This is a genomic window from Cryobacterium sp. AP23 (assembly GCF_054075385.1).
The window spans coordinates 1273990-1289373 of the sequence record NZ_CM133415.1 but is presented as its reverse complement, the minus strand read 5'-3'; the positions used below and the strand labels follow the sequence as shown (position 1 = coordinate 1289373).

Annotated in this window: 14 protein-coding genes, 1 tRNA gene and 1 other RNA gene; 9 read left to right on the top strand and 7 right to left on the bottom strand. The window is 68.3% G+C overall.

The window, feature by feature from the left end; genetic code table 11:
• Positions 1 to 8 precede the first annotated feature (8 nt).
• From ftsE to smpB, 3 genes are all read left to right on the top strand, one after another.
• Positions 9 to 1202: a cell division ATP-binding protein FtsE gene (gene ftsE, locus ACU5E9_RS06100; protein WP_456812724.1), complete on the top strand. Its 1194-nt coding sequence runs from the start codon at positions 9 to 11 to the stop codon at positions 1200 to 1202.
• Positions 1199 to 2113, top strand: coding sequence for a permease-like cell division protein FtsX (ftsX, locus tag ACU5E9_RS06095; protein ID WP_456812723.1), 915 nt, complete (start codon positions 1199 to 1201; stop codon positions 2111 to 2113). Before ftsE ends, ftsX begins: the two co-directional genes overlap by 4 nt.
• A gap of 103 nt (positions 2114 to 2216) precedes the next feature.
• Positions 2217 to 2693, top strand: a complete 477-nt coding sequence (smpB, locus tag ACU5E9_RS06090) for an SsrA-binding protein SmpB (protein ID WP_456812722.1) — start codon at positions 2217 to 2219, stop codon at positions 2691 to 2693.
• Here smpB and ACU5E9_RS06085 read toward each other — a convergent pair.
• Positions 2690 to 4387, bottom strand: coding sequence for a DUF222 domain-containing protein (locus tag ACU5E9_RS06085; RefSeq protein WP_456812721.1), 1698 nt, complete (start codon positions 4385 to 4387; stop codon positions 2690 to 2692). The two genes, smpB and ACU5E9_RS06085, sit on opposite strands and share 4 nt — an antisense overlap.
• Before the next feature lie 323 nt (positions 4388 to 4710).
• Between ACU5E9_RS06085 and ssrA the strand changes: the two genes are divergently transcribed.
• Positions 4711 to 5096: a transfer-messenger RNA gene (ssrA, locus tag ACU5E9_RS06080) on the top strand.
• Between the two features lie 128 nt (positions 5097 to 5224).
• Here the strand turns inward: ssrA and ACU5E9_RS06075 are convergent.
• Positions 5225 to 6037, bottom strand: coding sequence for a class II glutamine amidotransferase (locus ACU5E9_RS06075; protein WP_456812720.1), 813 nt, complete (start codon positions 6035 to 6037; stop codon positions 5225 to 5227).
• Between the two features lie 184 nt (positions 6038 to 6221).
• Here ACU5E9_RS06075 and ACU5E9_RS06070 point away from each other — a divergent pair, with 184 nt between their 5' ends.
• Complete coding sequence (locus ACU5E9_RS06070) at positions 6222 to 7391, top strand: carboxylate-amine ligase (protein ID WP_456812719.1); 1170 nt, start codon at positions 6222 to 6224, stop codon at positions 7389 to 7391.
• A gap of 53 nt (positions 7392 to 7444) precedes the next feature.
• Here the strand turns inward: ACU5E9_RS06070 and ACU5E9_RS06065 are convergent, their stop codons facing one another.
• Positions 7445 to 8182 (bottom strand): PIG-L family deacetylase, encoded by a 738-nt coding sequence (locus ACU5E9_RS06065; RefSeq protein WP_456812718.1) that lies wholly within the window; start codon positions 8180 to 8182, stop codon positions 7445 to 7447.
• A complete protein-coding gene (locus tag ACU5E9_RS06060; RefSeq protein ID WP_456812717.1) occupies positions 8179 to 9396 on the bottom strand; it encodes a glycosyltransferase in 1218 nt (405 codons plus the stop codon). The genes ACU5E9_RS06065 and ACU5E9_RS06060 overlap by 4 nt, the downstream gene beginning before the upstream one ends.
• Before the next feature lie 105 nt (positions 9397 to 9501).
• Between ACU5E9_RS06060 and ACU5E9_RS06055 the strand changes: the two genes are divergently transcribed.
• On the top strand, positions 9502 to 10842 hold the full coding sequence (locus tag ACU5E9_RS06055) for a GAF domain-containing protein (protein ID WP_456812716.1): 1341 nt from the start codon (positions 9502 to 9504) through the stop codon (positions 10840 to 10842).
• 9 nt (positions 10843 to 10851) lie between these two features.
• Here ACU5E9_RS06055 and ACU5E9_RS06050 read toward each other — a convergent pair whose 3' ends face one another.
• Complete coding sequence (locus ACU5E9_RS06050; RefSeq protein WP_456812715.1) at positions 10852 to 11379, bottom strand: septum formation family protein; 528 nt, start codon at positions 11377 to 11379, stop codon at positions 10852 to 10854.
• A gap of 37 nt (positions 11380 to 11416) precedes the next feature.
• On the bottom strand, positions 11417 to 12232 hold the full coding sequence (locus tag ACU5E9_RS06045; RefSeq protein WP_456812714.1) for an inositol monophosphatase family protein: 816 nt from the start codon (positions 12230 to 12232) through the stop codon (positions 11417 to 11419).
• Between the two features lie 114 nt (positions 12233 to 12346).
• Here ACU5E9_RS06045 and ACU5E9_RS06040 point away from each other — a divergent pair.
• A tRNA-Lys gene (locus ACU5E9_RS06040) sits at positions 12347 to 12422 on the top strand.
• 135 nt (positions 12423 to 12557) lie between these two features.
• On the top strand, positions 12558 to 12920 hold the full coding sequence (locus tag ACU5E9_RS06035) for a DUF805 domain-containing protein (RefSeq protein WP_456812713.1): 363 nt from the start codon (positions 12558 to 12560) through the stop codon (positions 12918 to 12920).
• Here ACU5E9_RS06035 and ACU5E9_RS06030 read toward each other — a convergent pair.
• Entirely contained in the window at positions 12909 to 13937 is a 1029-nt protein-coding gene (locus tag ACU5E9_RS06030; protein WP_456812712.1) for a LacI family DNA-binding transcriptional regulator, read from the bottom strand. The genes ACU5E9_RS06035 and ACU5E9_RS06030 overlap by 12 nt on opposite strands.
• A gap of 139 nt (positions 13938 to 14076) precedes the next feature.
• On the opposite strand from ACU5E9_RS06030, the gene ACU5E9_RS06025 reads away from it, so the two are divergent.
• Positions 14077 to 15381: an MFS transporter gene (locus ACU5E9_RS06025; RefSeq protein ID WP_456812711.1), complete on the top strand. Its 1305-nt coding sequence runs from the start codon at positions 14077 to 14079 to the stop codon at positions 15379 to 15381.
• Positions 15382 to 15384 lie beyond the last annotated feature (3 nt).

The window sequence follows — 15384 nt, the reverse complement described above, 5'->3', positions numbered from 1 at the left end:
GAAACGCCATGATCCGATTTGATCACATCACCAAAAAATATCCCGGTACGAACCGACCGGCCCTGAACTCAATCGACGTCGAAATTCTTCGCGGCGAGTTTGTCTTCCTGGTCGGAGCTTCGGGCTCGGGAAAGTCCAGCTGCCTTCGCCTGATGCTGAAGGAGGAGAAGCCGTCCAGCGGCAGCATTCACGTGCTGGGCCAGGATCTGCGCTCCATCTCCAACCGCAAGGTGCCCTACTTCCGGCGCAACCTCGGGGTGGTCTTCCAGGACTTCCGGCTGCTGCCGAACAAATCGGTATACGACAACGTCGCGTTCAGCCTGCAGGTGATCGGCAAGTCCCGCGGGTACATCCAGCAGGCCGTGCCCGACACCCTGCAGATGGTCGGGCTGGCCGAAAAGGCCCAGCGCCTGCCGCACGAACTCTCCGGTGGTGAGCAGCAGCGCGTGGCCATCGCCCGCGCCATCGTGAACAAGCCGCAGATCGTGCTGGCCGACGAGCCCACCGGAAACCTGGACCCCACCACGAGCGCGGAGATCATGGCGCTTCTCGCGCGGATCAACGCCAGCGGCACCACCGTGATCATGGCCACCCACGAGGCCGGCATCGTCGACAAGATGAAGCGCCGGGTCATCGAGCTGTCCGCCGGGCAGATCGTGCGTGACGAACGCCAGGGCGGCTACGCCACCGCGGCGATCCCCATGGTGTTGCCCCCGGGTGAGCGGGCCGCGTCCCGGTCCTCCCGGATGCCCACGACCATCGCGGCCCCGGCCGAACCCCTGACCTTCCCCGCCGATCCCGACCCGGCGCTGACCCAGCCCGCTGCGTCGGTTCCAGCCGCGTCCGCGGCCGAGCCCGCAGCTGAGACCGCGACGCTGCCCGCAGCCGAGGCCGTTCCGGCGGCCGCCGCGGTCGGCACCGAGCCCACGCCGACCGCCGAGCCGCAGTTCCAGCCGCAGCCGGTGGCGGCCACCGCACCGGAGCCCGTCACTGTTCCGGCCGCGCCGGAGCAGCAGGACCAGCGGGAGCAGGCCGAGACTCCGGTCGAGGAGCCGCCCACCACCACGATGTCACGGCCGGTCATCCCGGTCACCCAGCACGACGAACCAGAACAGCTCACGCTGGCCGAGAAACTCGGCCTGCGGGCTCCGGGCGAGAAGCCCGACCCGACCACTGAGCAGAACGTAGGACCCACCCGATGAGACTCGGACTTGTGCTTTCCGAAGCATCCACAGGCCTCCGCCGCAACGCCTCGATGGTCGTCTCCGTCGTGCTCGTGACCTTCATCTCGCTCACCTTCGTGGGTGCGGCCATCCTGATGCAGATGCAGATCGGCCAGATGAAGAACTTCTGGTACGACCGCGCCCAGGTGGGCATCTACATGTGCACCAGCCTGTCGACGGCCGAGACCTGCACAGCGGGGGAGGCGTCCCCGGAGCAGATCGACGCCGTCAAGGCCCAACTCGAGTCGCCCACGCTGGCGACGTTCATCGACAAGTACTACTTCGAGACCCACGAACAGGCTTACGAGAACTTCCAGACGCAGTTCGCCGGCAACCCGGTGGCCGAGTACGTCACGCCAGAGCAGCTCAACCAGACCTTCTGGGTGAACCTCGTGAATCCGAGTGATTCCGACGTCCTGGTGGAGGGCCTGTCCGGTGTGGCTGGAGTCGAGAGCGTCGCCGACCAGCGCAAGTACCTCGACCAGATCTTCTCGGTGCTGAACGTGGCCAGCTACACGGCGATCGGTATTGCATCGCTGATGTTGGTTGCGGCGGCGTTGTTGATCGCCACCACGATCAGGCTGTCGGCCTTCTCGCGGCGCAAGGAGCTGGGCATCATGCGCCTGGTAGGCGCGTCGAACAGGTTCATTCAAACACCGTTCATCCTGGAGGGCGTGTTCGCGGCCCTGCTGGGTTCCGTGCTGGCGGGCGGTGCGACGGTGGCAATAGTGCAGTACTTCGTGCAGGGCTATCTGGGTGACAAACTCACTGGGTTCGCCCTTGTCGGGCTGGATGACGCCTTCCTGGTGGTGCCGATGCTGGTGTTGATCGGAGCCGCCCTGGCTGCCGCGTCGGCCAACTTCGCGATCACCCGCTACCTGAAGGTCTGATCATTCGACGGACGTAGCCGTGGAGCGGCCGCTCGGTCCGCTAGACTGATGGGCTGCCTGGCGGATGCCGGGCGCCAAGACCGAACCGATCGAGGAGAATGCCGTGCCCAGGGAAAAAGGCGAGAAGGTCGTCGCGACCAATCGCAAGGCGCGCCACGACTACCTCATCGAGGACACCTACGAGGCCGGAATGGTGCTCAGCGGCACCGAGGTGAAGTCGCTCCGCGCCGGCCGGGCGTCGCTCGTCGACGGCTACGCGTTCATCGAGTCTGGTGAAGCGTGGTTGGATGCCGTTCACATCCCCGAGTACGCCGCGGGCACCTGGACCAATCACCCGCCGCGCCGCAAGCGCAAGCTGCTGCTGCACAAGCAGGAGATCATCAAGATCAGCCACAAGACCAAAGAGGGCGGCTACACCCTCATTCCGCTGAAGATCTACTTCAGCAACGGTAAGGCCAAGGTCGAGATTGCCGTGGCCAAGGGCAAGAAGGAATACGACAAGCGGCAGACCCTGCGCGAACGCCAGGACAAGCGCGAGTCCGACCGGGCCATGTCCGCCCGGCGCAACCTCGGCGACTAGCTCCGCGAGTCGTGGGCCCGGTGCGGGTCTGGTTTTCGCCATCTGCCGGACGGGTCGATCCACCGGGGCGCTTTGACCTGAGGCACGCCTTTCACCATGCGGATCTCCCAGCCGGAGGTCTCGATGGTGTGGTGGTGGTACCAGCAGAGCAGCACCCCGTTGGACACGTCGGTGGGTCCGCCCTTGAACCAGGGCACGACGTGGTGCACCTCGGCCCATTGGGGTGGGGAGCTGCAGCCGGGGATGATGCAGCCGCCGTCTCGGGCGGTGATGGCTCGGCGTTGGGCCCGGTTGAAGAAGCGGATTCTTGTGCCCAGGTCGAGGACGGCACCGTTCTTAGCCAGATACACGGGCTGCATGCCGCCGTTGTCGATCATCTGGTTGACGGTTTTCATCGAGATCGGGGCGTCCACTCCGTCGATCCAGCCCAGCCCGGTTCCGGCCAGCAAGTCTGCGGCGTTCACGTGCACCATCACGGTGGGTGGCATGCCGCCCATGGTGGGGGTGCGAGGGTCCTGAGCAACCTGGGTGAGGATGCCGCGGAGGATGTCAGCCCGCTTCTGTCCGCCGGTGCGCTCGTCGAGGATCTCGCCGGGGACCAGTTCGCCGGCCTCGATGCGCTGCTGCTCCTCCGCGGACGGGAATTTCGGGGCGCTGCGGGCGGACTGGTAGGTGTTGAACAGGGCCTGCATGATGCCCTTGAGGTCGGGGGGGACCCCGCCGCGTATTGGGTAGAGGCCGTCGCGTTTGTCCCCGAAGGTGATGGTTGATTTCGCTTCGAGGGTCGGTTCGTTCGGGGCCGCGCCGTCGGGGTTGAGCAGCGCCCGGCTACGGGCGGCCAACTTGCGGATCTCATCGGCCGTGTAGCTGAATCCGTCGGAGTCGCCGAGCCTACCGACCCGCCCGGCGCCGGCAGCCGGTTCGTCGGTGGCCTGGATCCGGCCGAACACGGACCCGGTGGCGCGTTCCACGAGGCCGGCTTCGGCGTCGTCGACCCGGTCCTGGTCGGCGTCGAAACGGCCGTGCACCTTGTAGTCCGCCAGGCCGGCCACGATCGTCGCGGCCGCATCCACACCGAGCTCTCCGGCGGTGAGCGCCGCGGCAACATGCGGGAACACCGGCTCGAGCACCCGACCGGCGATCACGCGCGGGGCGACCTTGTCGCCCAGCTCCATGCGGCGTTTCATCTCCGCGATCGAGGTGCCGGTCAGCCGGGTGAGGAGATCGTTCTGGTGGGGTGCGCCGAGCTTCCAGGCCAGGGAGTCGTTGCCCAGTCCGGGCCGGGATCGGTCACCGACCGTCGCGGCGGTGCGGACCCGGGCGGCATCCACCGGGCGGCCGGCCCGCTCCACGGCCTGGGTCAACGCGATGACCTCGGGGTCGCTGAGCCCCTCCACATCAATTGACGCCAAGACGGCCTGGGTGGTTCGCGCGGCGTCGTCGAGGGCTTTGAGCTTCTGTCCGAACGGCCCGGCGAGTACCCGTTGCACGGCGGGGAGCTCAGCCGGTTCCTGCCACGCCGGCCGCGTCTCCTTGGGCGGGAGAGGAGAGTCGGCGCTGTTGGTGGCGGGTCGTACCATCGCGTCGATAATGGGCGCTGGTACGGCGAGGCTGGTGTTCCAGTCAGCCGAGGGCTGAGCGGCGGGAGTGCCTCCCGTCGCTGCTGTGGAACCACCTGCCAGGTCGTCGTCCATACCCACATTCTCCCACGAATGAGAGGCTCATGTGAGGAAATGTCATCTTATCCACACGTCAATATCGCAACTGATTCCCAATCTGACAAGTGGTCCCGGTGTGCCGGGCCCATTTGTCCGCAGGGGGAACAGTTGGCGGTGGCGAGCGGTGGCGAGCGGTGGCTGGCGGTGGGGCGGCGGCTCAGGGTGGCTAACGGTGGCGGGGGAAAGTGTTGTATCCTGAAAGGCCGTGGTGGTGGGCTGAAAATGTTCGCCACTACGGTTTTGGAAACTCAACAGCGTGTGACAACAATCCGCGTTCTGCCCAGGTAGAACGTGAACATGGGGATGATCGGTTTCGACATTGCCTGCGTAACTGTGAGAAGCGGGTCGAGGATGCAGGGTTATCTCGTTAACGATCTCTGCAAAACTATAAGTGCCGATTCAACTCGCACTGCCAAGCGTTCCGCTTTCGCCCTCGCGGCCTAAGTAGAACCACATTTTGGCCGTCAGACCGGGAATGCTCTCTACCCGGATACTGACGTCATTTAGAGAGATTGCTCCTATCCTGAGCCTCGGGGTATAGGGGGACTTAAACGAGGGCTGGGCTCGTCGGATCAGCTGCCAGTGGCAAGTTCCGGAGCCGAGTAGAACGTCTTCACTGGATACACCCGTAGAAGAAACATGACTGCAGCAGTGGACCGGGGTTCAATTCCCCGCATCTCCACCACTGGGTTGTTGTCACACGCTGTTGTTCTCACACGCTGTTGTTCTCACACGCTGCTGAATCCATACCCAACGCCACCCCTCGGGGTGGCGTTTCGTGTATCTCCCGCCTATCTCGAGCCGACCGGCGTCTCAGTCGGCCAGGAACGGCTGGTGGCGGTAGCCATCGGCGTCGAGGATGACGGCTGTCGCCTCCGGCACCTCCACGAAGACGCCGGGCAGGTCGTTGAGCGGCTCGGAGACCACGACCTTCGCCTGGTCGCCGAAGTCCGCCAGGCGCTCCACGTCGGGATACATGCCCCGCAGCGTGGGAACGTCGGTGGAGTGGAACAGCGACCGGGTGCGACCCTGGGTGGAGTAGCGGAACGCCCAGAGGGTCTCGCCATCCGACACCGCCACGGTGCCCTGCCAGGGGAATTGCACGCCGTGGGAATGGCCGACGGATTCGACGGTGCGCATCGCCCTCCCGATGGCGGCGATCGGGTCATCGCGCAGGCCGTACGTGAGCGCGAGATGGAAGACCACCTCGGAGTCGGTTGTGCCGAGCACGTGCGGATACAGCGAGGGATCGATCTCCATCGTGAGGTCGCGCCTGAGTTCCGGCCAGTCCGCGATGGCGCCGTTGTGCATGAACATCCAGTTCTCGTACCGGAACGGATGGCAGTTCGTCTGCTGGATCGGCGGGCCCGCCGCCGCCCGCACATGGGTGAAGAACAGAGGGCTCACAATCGCCCGGGTGAGCTCGCGCAGGTTTTGGTTGTTCCACGCCGGGTCGATGCTGTGGAAGACCGCCGGCTCGGTGTTCGCGGCGCCACCCGAGTACCAGCCGAAGCCGAATCCGTCACCGTTGACGGTCTCGGCGCCCAGCGGAGAATCGAGGGACTGCGCCACGATGGAGTGCTTGGCATCGAGCACGATGGTCGCGGCACGCAGCGGTTCTCCCATATAGGCCAGCCACCTGCACATAATGTCTTCTCCCGTCCCGCGCACCGGCACACGGAGCGCACGCGACCAGTGTGCACCGTTCTCGCGCAACCCGATCGGCTCTTGACCGACTCGGATCAAGCGACGAGAATCACCTGAATGGTTCCACCCTCGGACCTGTCCGGGGACGACGGAAGAGGTCATTATGGCCACGTTCGGCATCGAAGAGGAGTTCCAGTTCCTCGATCCGCACACCCTGCGGCCAGCAGATGTGGGTGCCCAGGTTTACGAACGTCTCCTCGCCATGCCCGCCTGGCGTGAGGTGACGCACCGTGAGTTCCTGGCCTCGCAGGTGGAACACGCATCCGTGGTGTTCGATCGGCTGGACGTCGCCCGCGCGGCAATGGTGGGCTTCCGCCGTGTTGTCGCGGAGTGTGCCGCAACCCTGGGCGTCGTGGTGGCCAGCGTCGGCACCCCGCCGGACACGACCCAGTTCCCGTCGATCACGGATGTCGACCGGTATCACCGCATCGTGCGGACAATGGACGGGGTGATCGCCGACCACCAGGTGAGCGGCCTGCACGTGCACGTCGGTATCCCGAACCGGGAGGCCGGGGTGATTGCGCTGAACGCCGTCCGGCCCTGGTTGCCGCTGTTCAGCGCACTGTCCTCGAATTCCCCGCTGTGGTGGGGACACGACACCGGGTACGACAGCTGGCGCACGGTGCTGCTGCGCCGGTGGACGACCTCGGGCAGCCCGCCGGCTTTCCTCGACGCCGCGGACTACGACCGCCGGATCGCCCGGCTGCTGGGCATCGGCGGCACGGTCGATCTCGGGGTGATCATGTGGGACGTGCGCTTGTCGGAGCACCTGCCCACCATCGAGTTCCGCATGGCCGACGCGCAGCTGGACGCGCACTCGACGCTGCTCATCGCCGCGCTGTGCCGGGCCTTCGTGGCGCACGCACTGAACGTGCCCGCTGCGCACAGCGTCGCCGCGCAGGCTTCGGCCGAGGTGCCGTCGGAGTTGCTGTCGGCCGCCCTGCTGCATTCGGCGCATTTCGGCATGCGGCACGAGGTCTTCGACCCATTCACCGGCGGGCTGTTGCCGGCGCACGACTGCCTCTATGCGTTCGTCCGGATGCTCGAACCCGAGCTGGTCGCCTCCGGCGACAGCGCCTTCGTCACCGAGGAGGTGGCCCGGCTCGTGACCGACGGCACCGGTGCGGCGCGGCAGCGCGCGGCCTTCCAACGGGCCGGGCTGCCCGGACTCCGCCGACTGCTCAGGACGACGATCACGTCCGACGGCCGCGACGGGGACGGCACCCGGCCGTTCGCACCGGTCGCCCTGCGAGTCGGCTCCGCCCTGGCCTGAGCGGCTACCCGGGCCTGAGCGACTGCCTGGGCGATACTCTGAACGAGACGCTGCTAGACGGCGTGCAGGCGGAGGCCCGCGGAGGTGCTGATGGCCTCCCGCTGCCCGCCGGAGTGCACGATGTCACCGCCGTGCACGGTGAGCTGGCTGGCATGCGCGCGCAGCGCATCCGTCACCAGGCCCAGGTGCTGGGGGAGGTCGAACCACTCGGCGTCGGCGGCCGGTTCCTCGAGCACCTCGGCGAACGGCGTGCGGGTGGCCGCACAGGCCGCGAGGGCGGCCTCGTGGGCGCGCACGTGGTCCGGGTGCCCGTAGCCGCCGCCGTTGTCGTAGCTGACCACGAGCGAGGGCCGGAGCACGCCGAGCAGGGCGATGAGATCGTTGGTCACCTCGGCCAGCGGCGCCACCGACAAAGCGTCCGCCGCGGCATCCGAGGCCGGTCCGGCCAGTCCGGGACGGATCCACACCATGCCGGAGTCCCGGTAGCGGCGCGGGGCCAGGCCGGGCACGCGGGCGGGTTGCTCGCCGAGCCAGAACCGCTCGGTGATGCCCAGGATGCGCGTGGCTCGGGCGAGTTCCCGCTCACGTTCCCTGGCCAGCCGCGCGGTACCGGCCAGGGCGGTGAGCGGTCCGGCCACAACCTCGCCGCGTTCGCCGCGGGAGCAGGTGACCAGGTACACGTCGCTGCCCCTGGCGACGAACTCGGCGATGAGGGCGCCCGTCGAGATGGTCTCGTCGTCGGGGTGGGCGTGCACGAACAACACGGATTCCCGGCCGTCGAGCAGGCTCACGCTCCGACCGAAACGGGCAGCAGGGTGCGGTAGACCTCGAGCAGGGCGGCCGCGGAGCGAGGCCAGTCGAAGATCTCGGCCCTGGCCCGGGCGGCCAGCGACAGGCGGCGGGCCAGCTCGGGGTCGCCGAGCACCTCGGTGAGGGCGGCGGCCCAGTCCTGCGGGTCCCTGGATTCGATGATGAGCCCGGTGTCACCGGCGAGTACGGCCTCACGCAGGCCGCCGGTGCCCTGGGCGACGACGGGTACCCCGCTGGCCGCGGCCTCCAGCGCCACGAGCCCGAAGGTCTCGGAGTGCGAGGGCACCAGCACGACCCTCGCGCCGCGGAACAGGGCGGCGAGGTCGACGCGGGACCGCGGGCCGACGAAACGCACGCCGTTCGCGATGCCGTGTGCGGCGGCCAACCGGGTGAGCTCGTCGATGTAGCCGTCGTAGTCGGCCGAGGCGTCGCCCGCGATCACGAGCTCCGGACGCAGATGCTCCGGCACGGCGGCCAGCGCTTCGATGGCGAGGTCGAGGCCCTTGAGCGGTTGCAGCCGCCCGGCGACGACCGCGTAGCCGAGCGGGGATCCGCCCGCGGCCGGCGGCCGGGTACGGGGATGGAAGAGGGTGCCGTCGACGCCGGGATGAACCACGGTGATGCGGTCGGGGGAGCCGCCCAGGCGGCGCACGACGGTCTCGGCCTCCGCGGCGCTGATCGCCACGATGGCGTCGGATTCGCGGGCCAGCCGCGCCTCGCCGGCCATCCGCCCGCCGGACTCCGGGCGTTCGCCCTCGGAGAGCGGGGTGGCCGCGTCGGCCGCGATGGAGTGGAAGCTCTGCACGTGCGGAACGCCGAAGCTGCGGGCCAGGGGGAGCATGGCGATGCCGGAGAACCAGTGGTGCGAGTGGATGACGTCCCACGGCCCGAGGGTGCTCGCCCGGCCGCGGAACTCGTCGATGAACTCCTCGTGGTCGCCCTTGGGCACCGACCGGAGCGGTCCGGCGTCGAGGTAGCGCAGCGTCACGCCAGGGCCGAGACGGCGGGCGGCCGGCAGGTCGGGGGAGGAGCGCCGGGTGAGGATCTCGACGTGGTGCCCGGCCGCTGCCATGGCTTCGGCCTGGTGCCGGACGACGACGTTCATGCCGCCGGCGTCACCGGAACCGGGCTCGGCGCCGGGCGACGTATGCAATGAGACCAGGGCAATGCGGAGGGGATCGGTAACGGGAGACACTACAGAATCTTAGGACATCAGGCGGATGCGTATGATGAGCAGCAGTTGTATGCAATGTTCGCTTGCGGCCGGGTTCGCACTCACCGCGTCCAGTTGGAGGGTCACGTGCACGGAATCCTCCGTTGGACCATGGCCCCCGTGATGCGTGGCTGGGCCGCGAACCTTGAGCGAAAGTTCGCCGGCGTGCCGCAGCCGCTGGACGCCCCGCAGGTGCATTCGCCGGGCCGGGACAGCCACCGCATCCTGATCGTGGGCGGCGGGATGGCCGTCGGCTGGGGTGTGCTCAGCCACACCCTCGGCCTGCCGGGCTCCCTGGCCAGGGCGCTCACCGCTCGCACCGGCCGCGGCGCCGGGGTCGACGTCACGGCCCGGTCCAGCATGACGGTGCGAACGGCGCACCGGCACATCGACTTCGACACCCTCCGGCGCTATGACGCCGTCGTGCTGACCCTGGGCATCGGCGATGCCGGCCAGCTCACGTCCCCGCGTGCCTGGCTGCACGATCTGGCCCGGCTGGTCGAGCGCATCCAGCTCTCGACCGCGGGAGGAACCGAGATCTACCTCGCCGGAATCGTGGCGCTGTCGTCGCTGCCGATCTTCAAGACCCCACTCGGCGCCCTGGCCGGGGCCCAGGCCCAGGCGCTCAACCGGGCCAGCATCGCCTACTGCGCCCAGCAGAACGGCATCAGTTACGTGCGCCTCCCCGCCACCGTGGCGTCGACGTCGGGCCGGTTCCGCTCCGCGACCGACTACGAGGTCTGGGCGGATTCCCTGGCCGCCCAGATGGTGGCCGCGCTGCCGCGGGCGTCCGGGTCGGCCGGCGAGCGGGACGATGCCGCGCTGCCGACACGCACGGCCGAGGAGACCGAGGCGGCCAGGCACCGGGCGCTCCTGACCCTGAACCTGCTCGATACGGCACCGGAGGAACGCTTCGACCGGATCGTCGCGCTGGCCAGTTCCACGCTGGGAACCAGTGCCGCCGCATTCACCGTGCTCGACGGCGACCGGCAGTGGCACAAGTCGGTGGTGGGCCTACAGGTCACCGAGATCCCGCGGAGCAGTTCGTTCTGCACGGTCACCGTCCTCGAGCCCGCCGCCCTGATCGTGCCGGATGCCCTGCTCGACGACCGCTTCCGGGACAGCCCGCTGGTTGTTGCCGGCCCGCGCCTGAGGTTCTACGCCGGTTTCCCCATCGAGTCGCCCACGGGGGAGCGCATCGGGGCGCTGTGCGTCTACGACGAACAGCCGCGTTCCGTCGACAGTGTGGATGTGGTGCTGTTGCGGGAGCTGGCCCTCGTGCTGCAGAACGAACTCTGGCGGCCGGTGGACGGTGCCGGCACCGATCCTGGCAGCTCCGTTCCTGGCAGCACCGTTCCTGGCAGCACCGTTCCTGGCAGCACCGTTCCCGGCAGCGCCGCCGCCGACGGCGCCGCGTCCCCGCTCTGACCGGAGCGCTTACCGGGCGGCGCCGGCCAGGGATCCGGTGACGGGCCCGCTCATGTCGCCGATCAGGCAGTGCACCACCCGGTCACCGGCCGGCGCGGGTGCCGCGCTCGCGTCCGGCAGGAGGTAGGTATAACCGAGGGCGGATGTCGCGTCTTGGGACAGGCCCAGGAACGGCAGGAAAGCGGCGGCGCAGCCCTCCTCGGCGGCGGCCACGAGGGCATCCGTGCCGGGGGCGGCACCCGCATCATCGGCCGTGCTGGCGACGTCAAGGTCATCGTAGACCTCCCAGTCGTGCGCTTCCGTGCACGGCACGGCGTCGAGCCCGGACAGGATGCCGCCGTTGACCGCGTTGATGCAGTCGCCGACCGCGAGCTGTGACACGTCGGTGTCGCCGCCGTCGATCACCGCGAGCGCGCCGTCGGTCTCGCCCGATGGGAGGAACGCCCCGACGACGCTGCACCCGGCGAGCAGCAGGACCGCTGTGCCGAGCAGGCCGCACCACAGCAGGCGCCGGCGGGGAGCGGGGGAAGCGTTCATGCGCGCGCGCGTGCCGGGGACGTCGGCCGGTGCCGGGTCAGGCCGTCGGAGCGGTGAGGGCAGCCAGGGCGGCCTCGTGCAGTCGGCCGTTGGTGGCGAGGGCGCTGCCGTGCCACGGGCCGTCCTGTCCGTCCACGGAGGTGAAGCGCCCGCCGGCCTCCTGCACGATGGGCACGAGAGCGGCCATGTCGTACGGCTGCAAGTCGAATTCACCGGCGATGTCGAGGTGTCCCTCGGCCAGCAGCATGTACGACCACATGTCGCCGTAAGCGCGGGTGCGCCACACCTGCCGGGTGAGCGAGACGAGGGCATCCAGCCGGCCGGCGGCATCCCACTGCTGGATGCTGCCGTAACTGATCGAGGCATCCGCGAGCGTCTCGACCCCGGAGACGCCGATCCGCTTCGGCGGCGCATCGGGGAAACGCGCGTCGATCGACCAGGCGCCGCCTCCCACTGCCGCCCACCAGCGCTTGCCGAGTGCGGGGGAGCTGACGACCCCGAGCACCGGAACGCCATCGACGGCCAGCGCGATGAGGGTGCCCCAGATGCTGATGCCGCGGAGGAACCCGGCGGTGCCATCGATCGGGTCGATGATCCACTGCCGGCTCGTCGGCCCGGCGGTGCCGAATTCTTCGCCGAGGATCCCGTCGTCGGGGCGTCGCTCGGCCAGGAGCGTGCGGATGGCGCGTTCGACGGCCTGGTCGGCATCCGTCACCGGGGTGCGGTCGGGCTTGGTGGTCACAACCAGGTCGAGGGCCTCGAACCGCGCCATGGAGATCGTGTCGGCCGAATCGGCCAGCTCGAGGGCGAGGGTGAGATCATCGGCAAGGGTCAGCGGCAGGGTCTCGGTCACGCTCCCCAGAATAGTGCTGCAGCGCGACACGCCGATGTTGGCGCTCGATTGGCGCCGGGTTCGAAACTGGTGGTAATGTCTCATGTCGGCAGGGGAAGCCCCGCCGATAAACATGCACCTCTAGCTCAATTGGCAGAGCAGCTGACTCTTAATCAGCGGGTTCCCGGTTCAAGTCCGGGGGGGTGCACCAGGGTGAAAAAGAAAGACCCCGACCAGCCGGTCGGGGTCTTTTTCACTGCCGGGGCACGCACGGCTGCTGGTAGCGTCGATACGCTCACGCAGAGCCACCAGGCCGAGCATTCTCCACGATCTCAGGAACCACCACATGAACTTCGGCCCCGCCATCGCCTCCGGTTTCACCAAGTACGTCACGTTCACCGGGGAAGCGCGCCGTTCCGAATTCTGGTGGTGGACCTTGTTCACCGCCGTGGTGATGCTGGTGCTCAGCCTGGTCGACGGTGCCCTCACGGGTCTTCGCGGCGTCGGGATCCTGTCGACGGTCTGGGCCCTGGCGGTCCTGCTCCCGTCCCTGGCGATCTCGGTGCGCCGGTTGCGGGACGCGGGGAACAGCTGGCACATGCTGTTCGTGCTCCTGATCCCGGTCATCGGGATGGTCATCCTCTTCCTCGTGCTGTGCCAGCCGAGCACGGAGCGCTCACCGGCTGCGCACTCACTCTCAGCGGAGTGACGCCGGGGCGATCGATGACTCCCGCGCGACGAGATGTGTCGCCAATTGCAGCCGGGGCGAGATCGGCCGTTTTCCCTCCGCCATGCCGATGACGGTTTCGATGGCCAGCGTGCCGATCTCGCGCATGGGCGTGTGCACCGTGGACAGGGTAGTCAGCGCCGGAAACCCTGAGTACGTGTCGTCGTAGCCGACCACGCTCACGTCCTCCGGCACCCGGCGACCGGCCAGGTGCACGGCGCGAACGACGGCCATCGCATCGCCGTCGTTGGTGACGAAGAACGCCGTCGGCGGGTCGGTGAGGTCGAGCATCACGGGCACGGCCGCGGCGGCGGTGCCCATGCCCGTCTCGGACACCAGCTCGGCTTCGAAGTCGATGCCGGCGGTGGCCAACGCCTCCCGGTACCCCGAGAGGCGTTCACGCAACCCCGGGTTCGCGGGGTCGCCGCCGAGGAACCCGATGCGCCGGTGGCCGAGCTCGAGTAGGTGCCGCGTGGCGTCCATCCCGCCGCGCCAGTGGTTGGAGCCGATGCTCACCACGGATGCGTCGACCAGGTTCGGGGCATCGACGGCGACCAGCGGCACGCCGTACTGGGTGCAGGCGCTCACCAGAGCCGCGTCGACGGTGGTTGTCACCACAACGAGGCCGGAATGCCCCTTGGCCGCGAGCCGGCGCACCCAGGCACGGTCGAGCACGACGTCGGTGCCGCGGTGGGAGTCCGTGACGTTGGTGACGAGATCGACGCCGAGGGCCTGGGCGCCGTCGACGAGGCCGCTGAGCACGCCCAGCGAATACAGCGCGACGAGGTTGTCGAAAACCACTGTCACCGTGCGGTTGTCGGCCGGGGCCCGCTCCCGGGTGATGGCGATGTAGCCGCGGTCGCGCATGACGGCCTCGACTCGCAGGCGGGTCTCCTCCGACGTGCCGCCGCGGTGGTTGAGCACCTTCGACACGGTGGCCTTCGAGACGCCCGCGGCGTCGGCGATGTCCGTGAGCGTGACGCGGCGGGGGATTCGCATGGGCCTCCAATGGCCGGTCCTGCTGCTGCGCAGGGAAACAGTTTCGCCTCGTTGAGTTTGTAATCAATGCCAAATCGCGGCTAGCGTACTTTTGTTCATTGAAACTTACGAAACAGTTTAGCGCATGTGAAGGACGAAGATGTCGCAACAGCCCCGATCGACCGTTTTCAACGTTGATCCCCACAACGACACGCTGACAACCACGAACGTGGTGGTGGGACGCACGTCGCTCTCCACGTTCAACTGGCGGATCGCGGTTGCCCTGTTCATCGCGGGGATCCTCTGGATCGGCCCGTACATCGGCAGCATCGCCGTGCTGCTGCCCGCCGCCGTCGAGCAGGTCGCTCCGGACCAGAAGGTGCAGCTCGTCGGTGTGCTCGGCATCCTCGGCGCCGCCCTGTCCCTGGTCGCGAACATCGTGTTCGGTGCACTGTCCGACCTCACCCGGTCCCGCTTCGGAGCGCGCACCCCGTGGGTGGTCGCCGGTTCCATCGCGACGGCCATCGGCCTCCTCGGGCTCAGCACCGCGCAGACACCGACCGCGCTGATTCTGTGGTGGGGCTTCTACATGCTCTTCCTGAACGCGATCATCGCCCCGATGGTGGCCGTGATCTCCGACAGCGTCCCGGTGAAGTACCGCGGCACGGTGTCCGCGATCTATGGCGTGTCCCTCACCGTCGGCGCGTCCCTGAGCACGATCATCGGCGCCAACTTCGTCGGAGCTCCCAGCACCGGCCTGGTCGTCTTCGCCGTCGCGACGCTGGCCTCCGGCGTGGTCTTCGCCGTGCTGATGCCCAACCGGCCCAACCGCGACCAGCCCCGCGCCACCCTCTCCGCCCGGGAACTGCTCAAGAGCTTCTCCTTCCCGCGCACGGGTGCCCGGGACTTCTACTTCGCCCTCGGTGGCAAGTTCTTCCTCCAGGCCGGCATGTTCTCCATCACGAACTACCAGCTCTACATCCTCACCGACTACATCGGGCTCGACACCGGCGGCGCCGCCGGCCTGATCGCGATCAGCGCCACGATCACCCTGGGGGCATCCATCCTCTTCGGCTTCATCGCCGGCCCGCTGTCCGACCGGGTGGGACGCCGCAAGCCGTTCGTCATCGGCGCGGCCCTGCTGATCGCCATCGGTGTGCTGTTTCCCCTCGTCGCACCGTTCGCCTGGGCGATGATCGCGTTCGCGATCTTCTCCGGTGTCGGCAACGCCACCTTCACGTCGGTCGACCAGGCCCTGAACATCGAGGTGCTGCCGGACAAGGCGACCGCGGCGAAGGACCTCGGCCTGCTCAACATGGCCAACTCGGGCGGCCAGATCCTCGGCCCGGTCGTGACCAGCGTGCTGGTTGCGTCCACCGGCGGGTACCAGGCAACGTTTATCGCAGCGTTCGTGATGCTCGGCGTCGCTGCCGCGCTGATCCTGCCCATCCGGAAGGTGCGCTGAGCG

What these genes read in the sequence shown, in the direction of transcription:
- ftsE (WP_456812724.1), top strand. Translation starts at nt 9, where the DNA reads ATGATCCGATTTGATCACATCACCAAAAAATATCCCGGTACGAACCGA.
- ftsX (WP_456812723.1), top strand. Translation starts at nt 1,199, where the DNA reads ATGAGACTCGGACTTGTGCTTTCCGAAGCATCCACAGGCCTCCGCCGC.
- ACU5E9_RS06085 (WP_456812721.1), bottom strand. Translation starts at nt 4,387, where the DNA reads ATGGACGACGACCTGGCAGGTGGTTCCACAGCAGCGACGGGAGGCACT.
- ACU5E9_RS06075 (WP_456812720.1), bottom strand. Translation starts at nt 6,037, where the DNA reads ATGGGAGAACCGCTGCGTGCCGCGACCATCGTGCTCGATGCCAAGCAC.
- ACU5E9_RS06070 (WP_456812719.1), top strand. Translation starts at nt 6,222, where the DNA reads ATGGCCACGTTCGGCATCGAAGAGGAGTTCCAGTTCCTCGATCCGCAC.
- ACU5E9_RS06050 (WP_456812715.1), bottom strand. Translation starts at nt 11,379, where the DNA reads ATGAACGCTTCCCCCGCTCCCCGCCGGCGCCTGCTGTGGTGCGGCCTG.
- ACU5E9_RS06035 (WP_456812713.1), top strand. Translation starts at nt 12,558, where the DNA reads ATGAACTTCGGCCCCGCCATCGCCTCCGGTTTCACCAAGTACGTCACG.
- ACU5E9_RS06030 (WP_456812712.1), bottom strand. Translation starts at nt 13,937, where the DNA reads ATGCGAATCCCCCGCCGCGTCACGCTCACGGACATCGCCGACGCCGCG.
- ACU5E9_RS06025 (WP_456812711.1), top strand. Translation starts at nt 14,077, where the DNA reads ATGTCGCAACAGCCCCGATCGACCGTTTTCAACGTTGATCCCCACAAC.